This window comes from Nonomuraea mesophila (assembly GCF_004352805.1).
Classification (GTDB): Bacteria; Actinomycetota; Actinomycetes; order Streptosporangiales; family Streptosporangiaceae; genus Nonomuraea; species Nonomuraea longispora.
Window position 1 is genome coordinate 1 of sequence record NZ_SMLD01000201.1, and the last position, 15716, is coordinate 15716.

The 15716-nt window shown below is 69.7% G+C and carries 18 protein-coding genes and 1 pseudogene; 9 read left to right on the forward strand and 10 right to left on the reverse strand.

Annotated elements, in window-relative coordinates; all coding sequences use genetic code 11:
* Window positions 1-157: 157 nt before the first annotated feature.
* The gene (locus tag E1295_RS41985) at window positions 158-835 is read left to right on the forward strand and encodes a GbsR/MarR family transcriptional regulator (protein ID WP_132639920.1); all 678 of its coding nucleotides are present in this window, start codon (window positions 158-160) and stop codon (window positions 833-835) included.
* Between the two features lie 307 nt (window positions 836-1142).
* Here the strand turns inward: E1295_RS41985 and E1295_RS41990 are convergent, their stop codons facing one another.
* Together E1295_RS41990 and E1295_RS41995 are read right to left on the reverse strand one after the other, a co-directional pair.
* Entirely contained in the window at window positions 1143-1787 is a 645-nt protein-coding gene (locus E1295_RS41990; protein ID WP_132639922.1) for a response regulator transcription factor, read from the reverse strand.
* Complete coding sequence (locus E1295_RS41995) at window positions 1775-2992, reverse strand: sensor histidine kinase (protein ID WP_166427678.1); 1218 nt, start codon at window positions 2990-2992, stop codon at window positions 1775-1777. Before E1295_RS41995 ends, E1295_RS41990 begins: the two co-directional genes overlap by 13 nt.
* A gap of 115 nt (window positions 2993-3107) precedes the next feature.
* Between E1295_RS41995 and E1295_RS42000 the strand changes: the two genes are divergently transcribed.
* Together E1295_RS42000 and E1295_RS42005 are read left to right on the forward strand one after the other, a co-directional pair.
* The gene (locus E1295_RS42000) at window positions 3108-3815 is read left to right on the forward strand and encodes an ABC transporter ATP-binding protein (protein WP_132639926.1); all 708 of its coding nucleotides are present in this window, start codon (window positions 3108-3110) and stop codon (window positions 3813-3815) included.
* Window positions 3815-6220: an FtsX-like permease family protein gene (locus tag E1295_RS42005; RefSeq protein ID WP_132639928.1), complete on the forward strand. Its 2406-nt coding sequence runs from the start codon at window positions 3815-3817 to the stop codon at window positions 6218-6220. The genes E1295_RS42000 and E1295_RS42005 overlap by 1 nt, the downstream gene beginning before the upstream one ends.
* A 298-nt stretch (window positions 6221-6518) precedes the next feature.
* On the opposite strand, the gene E1295_RS42010 is transcribed toward E1295_RS42005, so the two are convergent.
* Window positions 6519-6866, reverse strand: coding sequence for a VOC family protein (locus tag E1295_RS42010; RefSeq protein ID WP_220449156.1), 348 nt, complete (start codon window positions 6864-6866; stop codon window positions 6519-6521).
* A 196-nt stretch (window positions 6867-7062) separates the two neighbouring features.
* Here E1295_RS42010 and E1295_RS52080 point away from each other — a divergent pair, with 196 nt between their 5' ends.
* Window positions 7063-7191, forward strand: coding sequence for a hypothetical protein (locus tag E1295_RS52080; protein WP_281284803.1), 129 nt, complete (start codon window positions 7063-7065; stop codon window positions 7189-7191).
* A 14-nt stretch (window positions 7192-7205) separates the two neighbouring features.
* Here E1295_RS52080 and E1295_RS42015 read toward each other — a convergent pair whose 3' ends face one another.
* The gene (locus E1295_RS42015; protein ID WP_132639930.1) at window positions 7206-8246 is read right to left on the reverse strand and encodes an NAD(P)/FAD-dependent oxidoreductase; all 1041 of its coding nucleotides are present in this window, start codon (window positions 8244-8246) and stop codon (window positions 7206-7208) included.
* Between the two features lie 208 nt (window positions 8247-8454).
* Window positions 8455-9060 carry a TetR/AcrR family transcriptional regulator gene (locus E1295_RS42020; RefSeq protein ID WP_132639932.1) on the reverse strand — a complete coding sequence of 202 codons (606 nt, stop codon included), beginning with the start codon at window positions 9058-9060 and terminating at the stop codon, window positions 8455-8457.
* 92 nt (window positions 9061-9152) lie between these two features.
* Here E1295_RS42020 and E1295_RS42025 point away from each other — a divergent pair, with 92 nt between their 5' ends.
* The 4 genes and pseudogenes from E1295_RS42025 to E1295_RS52715 all read left to right on the forward strand — a co-directional run.
* Window positions 9153-10118, forward strand: coding sequence for a ketopantoate reductase family protein (locus tag E1295_RS42025; protein ID WP_132639934.1), 966 nt, complete (start codon window positions 9153-9155; stop codon window positions 10116-10118).
* 160 nt (window positions 10119-10278) lie between these two features.
* Entirely contained in the window at window positions 10279-11484 is a 1206-nt protein-coding gene (locus E1295_RS42030) for a cytochrome P450 (RefSeq protein ID WP_132639936.1), read from the forward strand.
* A 38-nt stretch (window positions 11485-11522) separates the two neighbouring features.
* Entirely contained in the window at window positions 11523-11717 is a 195-nt protein-coding gene (locus E1295_RS42035) for a ferredoxin (RefSeq protein ID WP_132639938.1), read from the forward strand.
* A 26-nt stretch (window positions 11718-11743) separates the two neighbouring features.
* Window positions 11744-12077: pseudogene (locus E1295_RS52715) on the forward strand (transposase); the annotation flags it as partial.
* Between the two features lie 142 nt (window positions 12078-12219).
* Here E1295_RS52715 and E1295_RS42045 read toward each other — a convergent pair.
* The 3 genes from E1295_RS42045 to E1295_RS42055 all read right to left on the reverse strand — a co-directional run bounded on the left by E1295_RS42045 (window position 12220) and on the right by E1295_RS42055 (window position 14188).
* Window positions 12220-12726 (reverse strand): RICIN domain-containing protein, encoded by a 507-nt coding sequence (locus E1295_RS42045; RefSeq protein WP_132639940.1) that lies wholly within the window; start codon window positions 12724-12726, stop codon window positions 12220-12222.
* A 142-nt stretch (window positions 12727-12868) separates the two neighbouring features.
* Entirely contained in the window at window positions 12869-13111 is a 243-nt protein-coding gene (locus E1295_RS42050) for a hypothetical protein (protein ID WP_132639942.1), read from the reverse strand.
* A 174-nt stretch (window positions 13112-13285) separates the two neighbouring features.
* Window positions 13286-14188: a LysR family transcriptional regulator gene (locus E1295_RS42055; RefSeq protein ID WP_132639944.1), complete on the reverse strand. Its 903-nt coding sequence runs from the start codon at window positions 14186-14188 to the stop codon at window positions 13286-13288.
* A 189-nt stretch (window positions 14189-14377) separates the two neighbouring features.
* Here E1295_RS42055 and E1295_RS42060 point away from each other — a divergent pair, with 189 nt between their 5' ends.
* Window positions 14378-14683, forward strand: a complete 306-nt coding sequence (locus E1295_RS42060; protein ID WP_132639946.1) for a DUF1330 domain-containing protein — start codon at window positions 14378-14380, stop codon at window positions 14681-14683.
* Window positions 14684-14913: 230 nt separating this feature from the next.
* Here the strand turns inward: E1295_RS42060 and E1295_RS42065 are convergent, their stop codons facing one another.
* On the reverse strand, window positions 14914-15570 hold the full coding sequence (locus E1295_RS42065; RefSeq protein WP_181958127.1) for a cation efflux transmembrane domain-containing protein: 657 nt from the start codon (window positions 15568-15570) through the stop codon (window positions 14914-14916).
* On the reverse strand, window positions 15519-15716 hold a 198-nt coding region (locus E1295_RS50435), incomplete at its 5' end, for a hypothetical protein (RefSeq protein WP_220449158.1). The genes E1295_RS50435 and E1295_RS42065, both read right to left, overlap by 52 nt.

Sequence of the window (15716 nt, forward strand, 5' to 3'; positions counted from 1 at the left end):
CTCAAAGGCTGGAGAATCTTGCGCAAGCTACGCTGCAGCCCGTCCAAGGCCGGCCACCTCTGCAAGGCCATCGCCGTCCTTCAGAACCATCGCGTCACCCAAGCCGGGTGAGCCTGAAATAGGTTCATTGTGTGGTGCCGAACGCAATACTGGCGTCATGCCAGACGGAAGGTTGACCCGGCAGGACCGCCAACGCATCGCGGCCGGCCTGGCCGAAGGGCGTTCGTACGCCGAGATCGCCAGGCGGCTGGACCGACCGACGTCGACGATCAGCCGTGAGGTCGGCCGCAACGGCGGTCCCAGCGACTACCGCCCCGAGCGGGCGCACCACGCGGCGGCGCGGCGGGCACGGCGCGGCACCCCGGCCCGTTCCCCCGAACCCCAGGACCACAAGGTCTTGGAGGTGGAAGAGGGAGCGGTCGAGATGGCGGTCGGGATGGGTCTGCCGAAAATGGTGGCGCGCGTGCTCATCGGCCTGTGGCTGAGCGAGGACGGCAGGCTCACTGCGGCCGAGTTGTCGCGCGGGCTGAAAGTCAGTCCCGCCTCGATCTCCATGGCGGTGGGCTACCTGACCCAGCAGGGGCTGATCAGGCGCGAGCGTGATCCACAGCGGCGGCGCGACATCTACGTGGTCGACGACGACGCCTGGTACCACTCGACGGTGATCAGCGCGCGGCAGACGCTCGCGGCGGCGGAGATCACGAAGGCGGCGGGACAGACGCTCGGGCTCGACACACCCGTGGGACGCCGCCTGGCCAGGAGCGGTGCGTTCCTGGAGCGGATCAGTCTGGACGCTCTGGCGTCGGCTGAACGCTGGCGCGACCTCCCGCCGTGATCAGATCGCTGGGATTGCGCCCCGGATTTCACGCGTTGTGGGCAGATCGCCCCCTCAACGCCCACCAGGCCTGTTCAGCCCCGCAACGAAACTCCCGCACGCAGCGCCACGTCGGCGGCACCACGGAACGAAACTCCGTGCGAGGCTCCCGAATGCGGGCTGATCATCGTCCAGCCTGCGACGGGACGTCACCGCCGCCGCTACTGCTCAACAGCCTGCCCGAGCGGTACGGGCCCTGGCAGACCTGCTACGACCGGTTCAGCTGATCGCCCCGGTCACGACCACGCTGCTGTGCGCGCCGTCTCCGTCACGCCTTCAGGTAGGTGAGAACGGCCAGCACCCTGCGGTTGCCGGTCTCAGTGGGCGGCAGGTCGAGTTTGAGGAAGATGCTCCTGATGTATTTATTGATCGCGCCACCGCTGAGGAACAGCCGTCCGGCGATTTCCGCATTCGAGAGTCCCTCGGCCATCAGTCCCAACACCTCACGTTCCCGGGCTGTCAGCCGATGCAGCGGGTCGTTCGCGCGGCGCCGTACCAGAAGCTGGGAGATGACCTCGGGGTCGATGGCGGTGCCTCCGGCGGCGACCCTGCGCAGCGCGTCGATGAATTCCTCCACCTTGCCCACGCGCTGCTTGAGCAGGTAGCCGATCCCGTCCGCGCCGTCCTGGAGCAGCTCTACCGCGGCGGCCTCCTCGACGTACGACGACAGCACCAGCACCGGCAGCCCCGGCACTCTCGACCTCGCTTCGGTGGCGGCCCGCAGGCCCTCGTCGCGGAAGTCGGGTGGCAGCCGTACGTCCACCACGACCGCCTCGGGAGCGTGGCGGGCCACGGCTGCGAGCAGGGCGTCGGCCGTGTCCACCGCGGCTTCCACGGTGATGCCCTCACTGGCCAGCAGCATGGTCAGGCCCTCTCGCAGCAGCGCGTCGTCCTCAGCGATCACCACTCGCACGGCAGTTCCACCCTCACCATGGTCGGCCCGCCGGGCGGGCTCGTCACTACGGTACGGCCGTTGAAGGCGGCCACTCTCCTGTCGATCCCCGCCAGCCCGCCACCTGGGACGATCAGCGCTCCGCCGCTCCCGTCGTCCTCGACCTCCACGACCAGGAGTTCGGCCTCGATGCGCAGCCGCACCTGCGCGGAGGCCGCCCCGCTGTGCTTGGCGAGGTTGGTCAGCGCCTCGGCGACGGCGAAGTACGCGGCCGTTTCCACGGCCGCGGGCAGCCGGGGGAACGACGCGATCGTGACGGTGCACGGGACGGGCGAGTCGGCGGCCAGCGCCGCGACCGCGCCGTCGAGGCCGCGTTCGGTCAGGACGGGCGGGTGGATGGTCCGCACCACCCTCCGCAGGGTGGTCAGCGCGTCCGAAGCGGCCTCGTGAGCGCGCACGGCCAGCAGGCGGGCGGGTTCGGGCGCCTCCGCCAGCGAGCGCTCCAGCATGCCGAGGCTCATGAGCACGGTCACCAGGCGGTTCTGGGTCTCGTCGTGAAGGTCGCGTTCGATGCGTGTGAGCTCCAGTTCGTGGGCCTCCAGGGCGGCGGCGCGAGCGGCGCTCACCGCGGCCAGCCGCTCGCGCCCCGAAGGACGGAGCAGGACGCGGCCGAGCCGCGCGGTCGCCGTGGCGAGCGGCGGTGGAACGACGAGCGCCAGCAGCCCGTAGCCGAGCCCGACCGCGATCCCGCTCAGTGCGGCCGGCCAGGAGTCGATCGGGTAACCCAGCACGGACGCGTGGGGCACCGCCTGCCACCACAGCGGAACGGTGACGGCGTTCAGCGCGAACAGTGGCAGCGCCAGGGCGAGATATCCGGCCGCCGTGCCGGCGACGCCGTGCACCAGGAGCCACGCGAGATCGCGCGGGGTCGCCGGATCCGTCAGCGCGACACGTATCCGGTGTGGCAGCGAGCCCTCTAGGGGCTGATAGCCGTCACGCAGCGGCGTACCGAGCAGGTCGGCGATCCTGCGCCGTTGCCGGGAAGCCAGCGTGCGGGTCCAGGACGTGAGCGAGGGCAGGGCCACCAGCCCCACACCCAGCGGGACGAGCGCCGCGACGAGCAGGGTCGCGGCGAACGCGATCAACGCGAGCAGCCCGATGCCGAAGTCGGCGGCAAGATGGCCGATGGCCCTGCCTGAAGCGACAAGGCGAGGGCGGAGATCCACGTGGGACATTGTGCACGATGCGCCAGGAGTCCACTTCAGGGTGGTGCCAGCACCACCCTGAAGCCACGCGCCGAGGGGATATCGACGTGGATGGCGCCGAACATAGCTTTCCCACGTGATTGAGATAGAGGAGCTGCGCAAGAGCTACGGCCGCGTGGACGTTCTGGCCGACGTCTCCTTCGAGGTGCGTACCGGTGAGTTCGTTGCGGTCATGGGGCCGTCCGGTTCGGGCAAGAGCACACTGCTGCAGTGCGCCGCCGGGCTGGAACGACCGACGTCCGGCCGGGTACGGCTGGCGGGGATCGACGTCGGCGACCTGGATGAGTGCGGCCTGGCGGTACTGCGCAGGGAACGTCTCGGATTCGTCTTCCAGGCCTACAACCTGCTGCCCGCGCTCGACGTGGCCGACAACATCACCTTGCCGTTACGGCTGGCGGGGCACCCGTTCGACCGGAGGCGGGCCGAGCAGGCGGCGGCCCGGGTGGGCATGGCCGACCGGCTCCACCACCGTCCCTCCGAGCTGTCCGGCGGCCAGCAGCAGCGGGTGGCGCTGGCGCGAGCGCTGATCAGCGCACCGGAGGTGATCTTCGCGGACGAGCCGACCGGCGCGCTCGACACGCGCAGCGCCCGTCAGGTCCTCGAACTGCTGCGTGCCCTGGTCGTCGAGAGCAGGCAGACCGTGGTGATGGTCACCCATGACCCCGTGGCCGCCTCTTACGCCCACAGGGTCGTCTTCCTCGCCGACGGCCGCCTGGCCGGCCACCTCGACGCCCCGTCGTCCCACCTGGTGGCCGAGCGCATGACCACGCTGGGGGACAGGTGATGTGGCCGCTCCTCAAGGGGGACGGGAGCGGCCTGGCCGGCTCTTTCATCGCCCTGCTCGCCGCCTCCGCGCTGATCACGGCCTGCGGTGTCATCCTGGCGTCCGGACTCGGCGGCGGCGTCGCGCCCGAGCGGTACGCCGCCGCGCCGATCGTCGTCGCGGGCCCCGACTCCTTCGACGGCAAGCCCTTGCCCGAACGCGCCCCGATCCCGCGCGCCCTGACCGGGAAGCTCGCCCAGGTTCCGGGCGTACGCGCGGCCATCGCCGATGTCGGCTTTCCGGTGGACGTGTCGGCGGGGGGAGAGTTTCTGGCGGTCCGGGGACATGGCTGGGGCTCGGCCGCACTCGCCCCGCTGCGGCTGCGCTCGGGCCGCCCGCCCGCCGCCGACGGCGAGGTGGTGATCTCCCAGACGATCCCCGCCGGCGCCGAGATCGGCCGCTACCGTGTGGTCGGCGTGGTGGCGGGCGACACCCGGCAGCCCCTGGCCTTCTTCACCGAGACCGAGGCGGCCAGGCTGTCCGGCAGGCCGGACACGGCCGACGCGATAGGCGTGCTCCCGGACGGCGCATCCGATGCCGACGACCTGGCCGAACGGATCGAACAGGCGCTGACCGGCCACGCCGTCACCATCGTCACCGGCGCGGGCCGGAGCGGCGTCGAGTTCCGCGACGTCGGGCGGGCCCGGGGAGACCTGCAGGCGATGGCAGGCTCGTTCATCGGCGTGACCATCATGATCACTATGGTGATCGTGACGGGCACCCGATCACTGGCCGCCCGCCGCAGACGCCGGCAGACCGCGCTGCTGCGCATCGTCGGCGCCTCGCCTGGCCAGATGGGCAAGCTCTTCGCCCAGGAGATGCTGGTGCTGGCCCTGGCCGCGGGAGTGCTGGGCGCTGTATGCGGCGGCCCGGTCGCCGACCTGCTGCTGCGCGCACTGGCCTGGGCCGGGATGATGCCGGCCGACTTCGAGACGCGTTCCGGGCCGATCCCCTACCTGTCGGCCGTCGCCGTCTGCGTGCTCGTCGGGCAGTTCGCCGCCTGGGTGGTCAGCCGCCGCGAGCTGCGCATCCCGCCCGCCCGGGCTCTGGCCGAGGCATCGCTGGAGCAACCGGGCATGAGCCCGGGCCGCGCGGCGGCAGGGGCGCTGCTCCTGCTCGTCGGGACCGGAGCGGCGCTCCTGCCGCTGTGGTTGCGTGGCGTCTTCGGGGTGGCGCTGGCCGCCTCCGGCGGGCTCGTCATGATCGTCTCGCTGGTCCTGCTCGGCCCGCCGTTGGTTCGCGGCGGCACGCGGCTGCTGCGGCCCTTGTTGTGCCGCGGGTTCGGCATCGAGGGGTATCTGGCGGCGGCGAACGCGCTGGCGGGCTCCCACCGTCTGGCGTCGGCGGTCTCACCCATGATCTTGGCCATCGGGTTCGCGCTTCTCCAGCTCGGGACCGCCACCACGGTGGCCGCGGGGGCCGAGCGGGATCTGGCGGACGGCGTGTCCGCCACGCACATCCTGCGCGGCGGTCCGTACGGAGTGGATCCGCGCGTGGCGGCCGAGGCCCGCGGCTGGCCGGGCGTGGAGTCCGTCACCCCGGTCGCCCGCACCGGCGTGTTCGCGGAGACCGTCCTGCTGGACAGCCCGGAGGTGCTGCCCTACCAGGCACAGGGCATCGACACGGCGCAGGCGTTGGAGCTGGGCGTCACGTCCGGCTCCCTGGAGCGGCTCGGGCAGGGAACGGTCGCGGTCAGCGTCAGCGCCGCCGAGACGCTCGGGCTCGCCGTGGGCTCCACCGTCAAGATCCGGCTCGGTGACGGCACGCCGTTGACCCCCCGGGTGGTGGCCGTGTACCGGCGCGGGCTCGGCTTCGGCGACATCACCCTGCCCCGCGACATAGTCCTGGCTCACACCACCCACCGCAGGGACGACGCGGTGCTGCTGCGCGTGCGCCCCGGCGCCGACATCGCCCCCATGGTGGCGCGGCATCCGGGCGTGACCCGGAGCGACTGGTCCGCCGCCCGGCAGGCCGACGATGCCGGCGCCGGCCTCCTCGCCAGCGCGCTGCCGCTCCTGCTGATCTTCGGCTACATCGCCCTCTCCGTCGGCAACTCGCTGGTGCTGTCGGTCGGCGATCGAGGCCAGGAGTTCAGGCTCCTGCTACTCGCGGGTGCCGCACGCGGCCAGATCATGCGCATGATGCGCGCCGAGACACTACTCGTCGTGGTGCTCGCCGCCGGACTCGGCACGCTGGTGACCGTCCTTCCGCTGGCGGCCGTGAGCTACGGCCTGACCGGCATGGTGGCGCCGTCCATGCCGCCGCTGCTGTACGCGGCGATCGTCGGCGCCACGTCGCTGCTGGGCGCGGCCTCCATGCTCATCCCCGCCCGAATCGTCCTGGACGCCGAAGGGAGGTCATCATGAACAAATGGACCTGGATCCTGCTGATCCTCGCCGTCGTCATCATCAACGTGTCCCTGACCGTGTGAGCTCGTGACGCGTTCAGCAGCATCGCCCCGCCCCCGTGTCCAAGGGGCGGGCGATGGTGGCGGCATGGACGGCCGGGGCGAGCCCGGTGGCGGCCGTTGGCTGTGCGTGCTCAGCCACACCGTCGCCAAGTAAGGCTCGGGGGCGCACGGGGTCCGCGTTCTGCTGACCGCGTTCGGTGTCGTCGACAACGACGTCCGGCAAGGGAACAGCATGTGGACCAGGGCCACTGGGCTCAGGTGTCCACTCCCGCGGCGAGCAGCTCATTGGCGCGCCTGACTGTCTCCTCGATCGAGACTTCCTCGATCTGCTGCAGGACGATCCAGATATGCCCGAACGGGTCCGCCAGGATCACTTCTCGGTCACCGTGGAAAAGGTCGGTCGGCGATTGAAGCGATTCCGCACCAGCCTCGAGGGCGCGCGCGTAGAACGCGTCCACCTCATCGACCCACACGTGCAGCAGAACACCGTTTCCCCCGGCACGCTTGATCTCAGGGGAAGCAAAACCCATCTTCGCATCGCCGACCATGATCAGAGAGTCCTGGTCGTGATCTCCGCGTGGGACACCTTCCCATTGGGCCACGCCGTGCGGAACAGTTCCTCTGCTCCGAACGCCTTGGCGTAAAATTCGAGCGCTTCATCGGCACCGTCAACCATGATGTGTGAGACAACCGCGTCCCGATAGCGGGGGAGTTTGGGCGGCATTGCAAAGCTCCTTGCTGAGCTCTTGCGTGTACACCATGAAGGTAGAATCTCAACTCTGATTGAGGTCAAGATGAGTGGGCGAGCTCACATCGTGGTGGGGGTGGCTGTCAGTGGTGGCGACCATGCGGCTCGCCGCTCACCTCGCTGGAGCCGGCCGGCCCACCCACGCCATCCTCGTCCTCCAGCTCCGTGAGGCCGGATGAATAGCATTCATTGCCTAGCAAGCCGTGTCCGCAGGTCGCAGCTGGTGCCCCTGCGCTGTTCGACAGCGATACGGCCAGGTCATGGCTGGGAGAATCATTGGAACCGCTCTGGCCGGCAACCGGCGAGCTCGGGGGCTGGTGACCCGGTGAGGATCTCGGTGGCGGCAAGGCGGCCAGCGGCGGCCAGGGTGATCGCCGAGTGCGTCACGGCGACGCACAGTCCCCGGCTGCCGGCAGGTCGTCGTGTCGCCGGCTCCGGCGAAGGAAGCAGCGAACCGGTCGCGGACACGTCGGGCGGTCCTGAGCAGCGCGGCATGGTCCCTCTCGCCGCTGTAGGCCGTGGGAGCCAGGACCGTACCGTCGTCGAGCTGCCGAACCTCCAGCGACGGCATCGCGATGATCGTTCGGACCAGACCCAGCGCTGCGCGCAACCGGACAAGGATGGCGGGTGACGGATCGACGGGCAGGGTGATGCCGATCCCGGAGCACAACGCAACCGTGCCGGTGCCTGCGGCCAGGACGACGGTCTCAGCGGGAATGACTCCGGCGGTCGTCCGGACGCCGCTCACGGTGCCCGCCTGGTGGTCGAGGGCAGTCGCCGGCATTCCCGTCAGCAACCGCGCGCCCCGACCGCGCGCGGCGGCGACCAGGAGATGGGTCACCGCGACCGGGTCGAACGCCGCATCTTCCGGACGATGGATGGCCACGGCTGGCGGATCGAGCAGGTTCGGTTCCAGCGCTCCGACATCGCTCGTGCACGGCCCCGGGGTCTCGTCGAAGCCGTCCCAGCTCAGTGAACCCGACCAGCGGATCGACAAGTCGGGAAGCTCGGTCTCCAGCCGCCGGTACTCGTCCAGCGCGAGGTAACGCAGCGGCGCCGAAGGCAAGTCGCTGACGGCCGGTCGTCCGATCCATGCAAAAGAAGCGCGGGTGGTGCCCGACCCGGGCAGGCCCGCATCGATCAATATGACAGGTCGGCCGTGCCCGGCCAGGTGGTACGCCAGTGACGCCCCGATGATGCCGGCGCCAACCACGACGATGCTGCGATCCGCCATGCCGGTGTTCTAGCAGGACAGGCGCTGCCGCGACAGCGGATATCGGCCGTCAGAACGCCGCGCACCAGGCACGCATTGCTCGCCGATCTCTTTATGTCGGGCTCGGCCTTTCCTGCAAGCAGTGCTCCAGCCGGTAGCGGGAATCTCGGCCGGATATGACCAGCACCCTGGCTCAACGGTTGAGCAGGAAGGTGGTGCCGGTCTCTCGCTACGGGCCGGAAGGCGTACGGATGGCCGCCTGGGGTGAGTGCGGGTTGCGCAGCCCGTCCAGCACGAGGGTGATGACACCGTCGGCCTCGGCCCGCCAGCCGGGGCGGTCATGGGCCGCACCCATGCCGTGCAGCGCCATCATGACGGCACCGGCATCCACGTCGTCGCGAACGGCGCCGTCCCGCACGGCGGCGGCCACCAGGTCGGTGACGGCCTGCTCCAGCGCCCGGCTGCCCTCGGCGAGGGCACCCGAGCGATCGGCCATGAGCGTGGCCAACGTCCGGGCCAGGCCCTCGTGGGCGTCTATGTGGTCGACCATGCCGCGTAGGAAGGTCGCCAAAGCCTCCGCCGCGGGCAGCGTGGCCTGCAGCCGGCGGGCGCGGTGGCACAGCGTGGCGACTTCCCCGTGGTAGACCGCCTCGGCCAGCGCCTCCCGGGTGGGGAAGTGGCGGTAGAGCGTGCCGGTGCCCACCCCGGCCAGGCGGGCGAAGTCATCGAAGCGCAGGTCGAAGAAGTCGCCGGCGTCGAAGACCTCCCGGGCCTTGGCGATCAGGGCCTCACGGTTGCGCCTGGCGTCGGCGCGCAGCGGCTTGTCGGCGGTCATGCGTTCCCTCGCGTTGACAAATGGAGATGATCTCCATATCTTTCGAGAAGTGGAGATTGCCTCCAAATCGATCGTACCCCACGAGGTGCAGCGTGAAGATTCTCATGTTCGGCCGAGGCGCGATCGCCACCATCTACGGCTGGGTCCTTGAACGGGCCGGCCACGACGTCGAGTTCTACGTCCGGCCTGGACGCGCGGCGACGTACGGAGACGCGGTGGACCTCGACCTGCTCGATACGCGGCGCCGGGTGTGGGGGCAGCGCGTCGTCGCGAAGTGGCCGGTACGCTTCCGCGAGGCGCTGGAGCCGGACCACGACTTCGACCTGATCGTGCTCAGCGTGTCGCACCACCGCCTCGCGGAGGCGACGGCCTTCCTGGCCCCGCGTGTCGGCCACGCCACGGTGCTGGTCTTCGGCAACATCTGGACCGAGCCGCCGGCCGCGATCGGCGACCTCCCTGTCGACCGGATCGCCTGGGGCTTTCCCCAGGCCGGTGGCGGTTTCGGCGCGGACGGCGTGCTCCGTGGGGCGCTGCTGCCGTCGGTCATCTTCGGCACCCTCGGCCGGCCCCCGACCGACCGTGAGCGGGCCGTGCGCCAGGCGTTTTGCAAGGCCGGGCTCCGGCTCAAGGAGCGGCCTGACTTCCGCGGCTGGCTGTGGGTCCATTTCGCGTCGGATGCCGGCCTGCTCTCGCAGGGCCTGCGGCTGGGGTCCCTGTCCAAGCTGGCCGGGTCAAGGCGCGATCTGCGCGAAGGGCTGCTGGCCGGCCGGGAGCTGCTGCCGCTCCTCCAGGCGCGCGGCCTTGACCTGCGACGGCACCGGGGCGGTGTGCTGCTGTTCCGGGCGCCCACCTGGCTGACGGCCCCCGCGCTCGCCTGGCTGACTGCTCATGTCGCGCTCGCGCGCGTGAGTCTAGCGGCGCACTCCGACCCCGACGCCGAGGAGCCGCGTGAGATCTGCCGGGACACCCTGGCCGAAGCACGACGGCTGGGCATCTCGGTACCGCGACTGGAAGCGGCGGAACCGCACTTCGCCCGTGAGGGAACGGGTCGGGTCTGAATCCGCCGGTGTTGTCGGTCCCGGTGGTCCGTTGCGGCTCCTTGGCGTGCCGCGTTCCAGAGCCGAACCCGGTCGCACCGGTCGACCAACTGCCGTTCACGCACGGCTTCTCGCTGTCCAGCCTCTCTCGCCTGTCCGTGACGTCGTGGAAGGAAAAATCATGACTACCGCCGAGAAGCACGAGTTCCCCATGGCCCGTACGTGCCCGTTCGCGCCGCCGCCGGCGTACGAAGAGATCCGCGAAGAAGAGCCGGTCTCGCGCGTTCGTCTGCCCGACGGCGGGTGGGCCTGGGTGGTCAGCCGCCACGAGGACGTGCGAACCGTGTTGAACGACCGGCGGTTCAGCGCCGACCGGCAGCATCCGGACTTCCCAGCGCTGGTCGAGGGAGAGGCGGCGTCCCGGCGGCCGGACGAGGAGCGCATGCTGATCGCGATGGATGCGCCCGAGCACGGGCCGGCGCGCAAGGCCGTGCTCGGCGAGTTCACGGTGCGCCGGTTGGAGGCGCTGCGGCCGCGGATACAGGAGATCGTCGACGGGCAGATCGACGCGCTGCTGGCCGGGCCGCGGCCCGGTGACCTGGTGGACTCGCTGTCGCTGCCGGTTCCGTCGCTGGTGATCTGCGAGATGCTCGGTGTGCCTTACGCCGACCATGAGTTCTTCCAGGAGCACACGGTGAAGGTGATCAAGCAGTCGACGCCGCCCGAGGAGCGGTGGGCGGCCGCGCAAGCCGTCCAGGGCTACATGGCCGACCTCGTCGCGGAGAAGGAGGAGAACCCGCCGGACGACCTGCTCGGGCGGCAGATCGTCAAGCTGCGCGCGGACGGCACCTACCGGCGGACGGCACTGGTCGGCATGGGCTTTCTGCTGCTCGTGGCCGGCCACGAGACGACGGCGAACATGATCTCGCTGTCGACCATGGCGTTCCTCCGCAACCCGGAGCAGCTCGCGATGATCAAGGCCGACCCGGCCAGAACGCTCAACGCAGTCGAGGAGATGCTGCGGTACTTCACGATCATCGACGTGGCGACGGCTCGGCTGTGCGTCGAGGACATCGAGGTCGGCGGGCAGCGGATCCGCGCCGGCGAAGGAGTGCTGGCGCTGGGTTATTCGGCCAACCGGGACCCGCGGGCGTTCGAGAACCCGGACAAGCTCGACATCGAGCGCGGCGCGCGCCACCACGTCGCGTTCGGGTTCGGGCCGCACCAGTGTCTGGGCCAGAACCTGGCTCGGATGGAGCTACAGATCGTGTTCGACACGCTGTTCCGTCGCATTCCCAGCCTGGAGCTCGCGGTGGATGTCGACGAGCTGCCGTTCAAGGACGACGCGAACATCTACGGCCTCTACCAGCTTCCGGTGGCCTGGTAGAGGCCGAACTGCCATCCCCGTCTCAGGAGGAGAGGGCCATGAAAATCATCGTGGACACCAGCAAGTGCGTCGGTGCCGGACAGTGTGTGCTCACTGAGCCCGCGTTGTTCGACCAGAGCGAGGACGACGGCACGATCGTCGTGCTGAACAAGACACCGGAGGGCGAGCTGGTCGAGAAGGCCCGCGAAGCGGCGCACGTGTGCCCCAGCCAGGCCCTTTCCCTGGAGGAGTGAGCCCATCCGCCACCCGCCAGGAGTGAGACAAGATCCCACGCGCGCTCAAACCCGTCTGCACTGCTCCGGCCGAGGAGGCGGCGCTGGAGCGCTGCCATGAGTTCTCCGAAGTCTGGGGCCACAAGTATCCGGCCATCGTGCGCCTGCGGGAGACCAACTGGAGCGAGTCGTGCCCTATCTGGCCTTCGACGTCGAGATCCGCCAGGTCATTCGCTCCACCGACGCCATCGAAAGCGTCGAGGCCCGCACCGCAAGTTGGTGCGGGCCCGGGGCCATCTTCCGAACGAAACCGCGGCCCTGAAGTGTGTTTTCATGGCCTTGATGAGCCTCGATACCACCGGAAAGGGCCGCAAGAGATGGACCGTGGTAGAGACCTGCTCATCCCATGAGCTGAGCAGGTCGGGGACACGGTCGCGCCGGTGAGCACTCCGGCACCCGCGCGACCTCCGGTGACGTTCCTACGTCCCGTTCACAGACACAGACCCGGGCATCGGTTGGGAGCTCAGTTGTCGAACTGACCCCATTGCTGATAAAGGCTGCTCTGGTTGCAGGGATTCAGGGTGACCCCTCCACCCGCAGTCGCCCCTTGCAGACACTTGCCTAGACCGGAGTTCTGGACCAGGCCGAGACCGGTACGCATCCACACCTGGGCACCGGACCCGTTACACGGGGCCGTCCAGACGCTCCCGTTGGAGCTGGCGGTCAGGCAGCGCCCTGTCCCGCTGTTGACGATGCGGCCACCCCCCACGTCCGCAACTCCATACCAATAACGGTTGCCCCCTGTCGTGCAACTGCCGGTGAACGTGCCGCTGATGGAGCCGCCGCTGTTGAGCAGGCAGCGACCACTGCCCCTGACGTAGAGACGGAACGATGCGGCCTGGGCGGCAACGATGCCGGCCTCGTTCCTCTCGGCTGTCTTCGCCGCAGATGCGGGCGCCGCAGACGCCAGGGCGGCGCCGACCATGCAGAGTCCCGACAGGATCGCTGCGGCCGTTCGCGTGGGTCTCATCGTGCTCCTTGTGTAGGTACTCGTTTGTTTCCTCCGCTCAAGGGTGCGGGTTCCCAGGAACTGCACCCAGGGTCTAGGTAGGACATTTATCGGACATGCGTGTTGCCAAGCCAGGTGAAACGCCAGTACTCGTCGCGATCGGTCATCCCGCCTCCGGCGCCTGGTCGTAGCTCAGATACTCGAGGTTGTCGGTGAGGTAGCGGATGCACGCGTCGATGCCGTCACGGCGGTGGACGGCCGTGGTGGCCACCTGGGCCGTCAGCGCGGTGATGACGTAGCCGGTGTGCCCGGCCGGCCGGGCCAGAACATGACCGGCACCCCACGAGGTCGGAGATACCAGGAACGGCGGGTTGGCGCGAGAAGGATCTTGCGCGAGGCGGTGCACGACGTTCCTTCATGGCCGGGCGTGGAGCATGCCGAGGGTCCGACGGCGATGTTCGATCCTCGGTGGCGTGGCTGCGGCGGCACCCGAACTGACGCGCCTGTCCGGTTCGGCGTCGGTGAAGCCGCGGATCCGCCTCGCCACCGCAGGCGTCCGTCTCGCTTGGCCTCTTGTGCGTCAGTCCGACAGCCAGTGCAGCTCGTGCGCCAGGGTTCTGGCGACGGCACGAATGCGGCGGTGAAGCGGCGACTGCTCGCGTGGGAGGACCAGGTGGATCGTCAGGCTGGGCGCGCCCCGCAGCGGTCGCCAGGTGAGACCGGCCGGTAGTGCCGTGACCGCGGCTTCTCCGGCCGGGGCGAGGGTGACCCCGTCGCGCAGGTCGCTCTGAGACATGTCGAAAGAAGCTGCGGGCGTGTGGATTCGAGGGTGTGGTCGGGTGTCTCGGAACAGTGCGGACAACTGATCGTGGATCACGGGGTTGGCCGCACGGTCCGGGAGTCGCAACGGGTATGCGGCCGCGTCGGCGATCTCGATCTCCGGGTGTTGGGCCAGCGGATGATGCTGCGCCAGCTGGACCCCGATGCGCGCACGCCGCAGCAGGTGCCGGTGCACGCCACGGCCCGGCTGTTCACCGCGGGTGATCCCGGCATCGATGCGGCCGTCGGCGACCGCGGGGGAGATCTCCGGTGTCGCCATCGGAACCGCGCCGACCTCAAGTCCGCTGTTGTCGCGAATCAGCCTGTCCACCAAGGCCGGTACCGTCTCGGCCCCGGCGCTGAGGCTGTATCCGATGCGGAGCGTGCCCAGTTCACCGGCCGCCGCGCTCCGGGCGGTGTCCCATGCCCGGTCCAGCGCCGCCAGCGCGGGCGGCGCGGACTCCGCCAGAGCCGCACCGGCCGTGGTCAATACGACGCTACGCGTGTTGCGAATCAGCAGGGCCGTACCGAGTTCCGCCTCCAATCGGCGCATCCGGGCGCTGAGCGCGGGCTGTGCGATACCGATCCGTGCGGCCGCGCGGGTGAAGTTCAGCTCCTGTGCCAGCACCAGGAAGTACCGCAGGCTCACCGTGTCCGGCGCCACGTGCCCTCCCTGCCGATTGATAACGATCCGTTCTGAGTCTATCCCGTACCGGTCTTTCCCTCGACCGCAGATCAAGCCCTAACCTGCGCATATGACGATTCAGCCGGCCGCAGTACCGGTCGCCAGGATCGATTCGATCTGAGTGTCAATGCGAAGTCGGACGTGTCCGGCCCAACACAGGAGGTATCCATGGCCAAGGGCTACTGGGTCAGTGTCTACCCCGCCATTTCCGACGCTGAGAGGCTGATGGCCTACGACAAGCTGGCCGGTCCGGCTGTCCAGGCTGGAGGCGGGCGCACCCTGTCCCTCCTCCCGTCCCGTGGCGGTCGAGTCGTCGCCCACGAGGCCGGAAACACGCAACGCGTCGTTCTGATCGAGTTCGACAGCTTTGAGCAGGCCGTCGCGGCATACGAGAGCGAGGCATACCAGAAGGCGCTGGTGGCCCTCCCCGACGGCGTCGAGCGCGACTTCCGCATCGTCGAAGGCATCGACTGACCGGCGCGGCCGAGCCAACGCTCGGGCATCGTTGCATCACCGCTCCGACCAGCTAGAAGCTGCTTCGGGGCAGGACGTAAGGTCACAAGCCTGGCGCACGCCGATACCGTTCGAGAACGCGTCCGTTGAGAGCCGGCAGACCGTCGGCCGCGCCGTGCACGATCGCACCGCGAACGCAGGGGCGTTCACGGGCGGCACGGGGCGGGTCACCCGGCACGGCGTGCGGGACTTCACGCTGGGCTTTGCCGGTCGGTGGAGCAGCAGCCGTCGGCCTCGAAGGCTGTGCCGACGGCCCCAGGGACGGCGGGAACGGCGCAGCAGGCCTCGCCGCGCCAGGCTTCGCGGCCTTCCCTGACCGCGACGGCGGCCGGGGCGGCAATGGGGTCGGCCCAAGACCAGCCGAACAAGCTGTTGAGCGCGAGCCCGACCAGCAGCACGCCGGACAGGTAGGTGCACGGCAGGGTCTGCTTGGAGTCGGCCACCGCGCTGGCGGAGCCGGGTTCGCGGCCGGCGCGTCGTTGCGCGTACGACAGGAACGGCATGATGACCAGGCTCAGCGCAGCCAGGATCAGGCCGGGGGTGGAGTGTTTGTGTTCAGCCTCGCCGGCAGCGAGCAGCGCGCGCACGGCGTCGAAGGTGACGTAGGCGGCCAGCGCGAAAAAGGAAATCGCGATGACGCGCAGTGCGGTCTTCTCCCGGCGTTCGTGGTCGGTGGCGGAGAACTGCCAAGCCACCGCGGCGGCCGAGGCCACCTCGACGATGGAGTCGAGGCCGAAGCCGATGAGGGCGGCGGAGGAGGCGATGGTGCCGGCGGTGATGGCCACCGCTGCTTCGATCACGTTGCAGGTGATGGTCGCGGCGACCAGCAGCCGGATGCGGCGCCGCAGCGTCGTACGCCGGGCAGATTCCGGACGCCGTAGGCCAGGAGGTCGGGCAGCACGAAGACGTCTCCGTTCGGTAGGAGGGGGAAGGGCGGGGCGAACGGCCCGCCCTCCCCCGCGAGCCGTGGGGGAGGGGGCGACCACCGCGGCGT

Coding starts and splice junctions, on each gene's coding strand:
- E1295_RS41985 (WP_132639920.1), top strand. CDS start 158: ATGCCAGACGGAAGGTTGACCCGGCAGGACCGCCAACGCATCGCGGCC.
- E1295_RS42005 (WP_132639928.1), top strand. CDS start 3,815: ATGTGGCCGCTCCTCAAGGGGGACGGGAGCGGCCTGGCCGGCTCTTTC.
- E1295_RS42015 (WP_132639930.1), bottom strand. CDS start 8,246: ATGGCGGATCGCAGCATCGTCGTGGTTGGCGCCGGCATCATCGGGGCG.
- E1295_RS42020 (WP_132639932.1), bottom strand. CDS start 9,060: ATGACCGCCGACAAGCCGCTGCGCGCCGACGCCAGGCGCAACCGTGAG.
- E1295_RS42030 (WP_132639936.1), top strand. CDS start 10,279: ATGACTACCGCCGAGAAGCACGAGTTCCCCATGGCCCGTACGTGCCCG.
- E1295_RS42035 (WP_132639938.1), top strand. CDS start 11,523: ATGAAAATCATCGTGGACACCAGCAAGTGCGTCGGTGCCGGACAGTGT.
- E1295_RS42045 (WP_132639940.1), bottom strand. CDS start 12,726: ATGAGACCCACGCGAACGGCCGCAGCGATCCTGTCGGGACTCTGCATG.
- E1295_RS42060 (WP_132639946.1), top strand. CDS start 14,378: ATGGCCAAGGGCTACTGGGTCAGTGTCTACCCCGCCATTTCCGACGCT.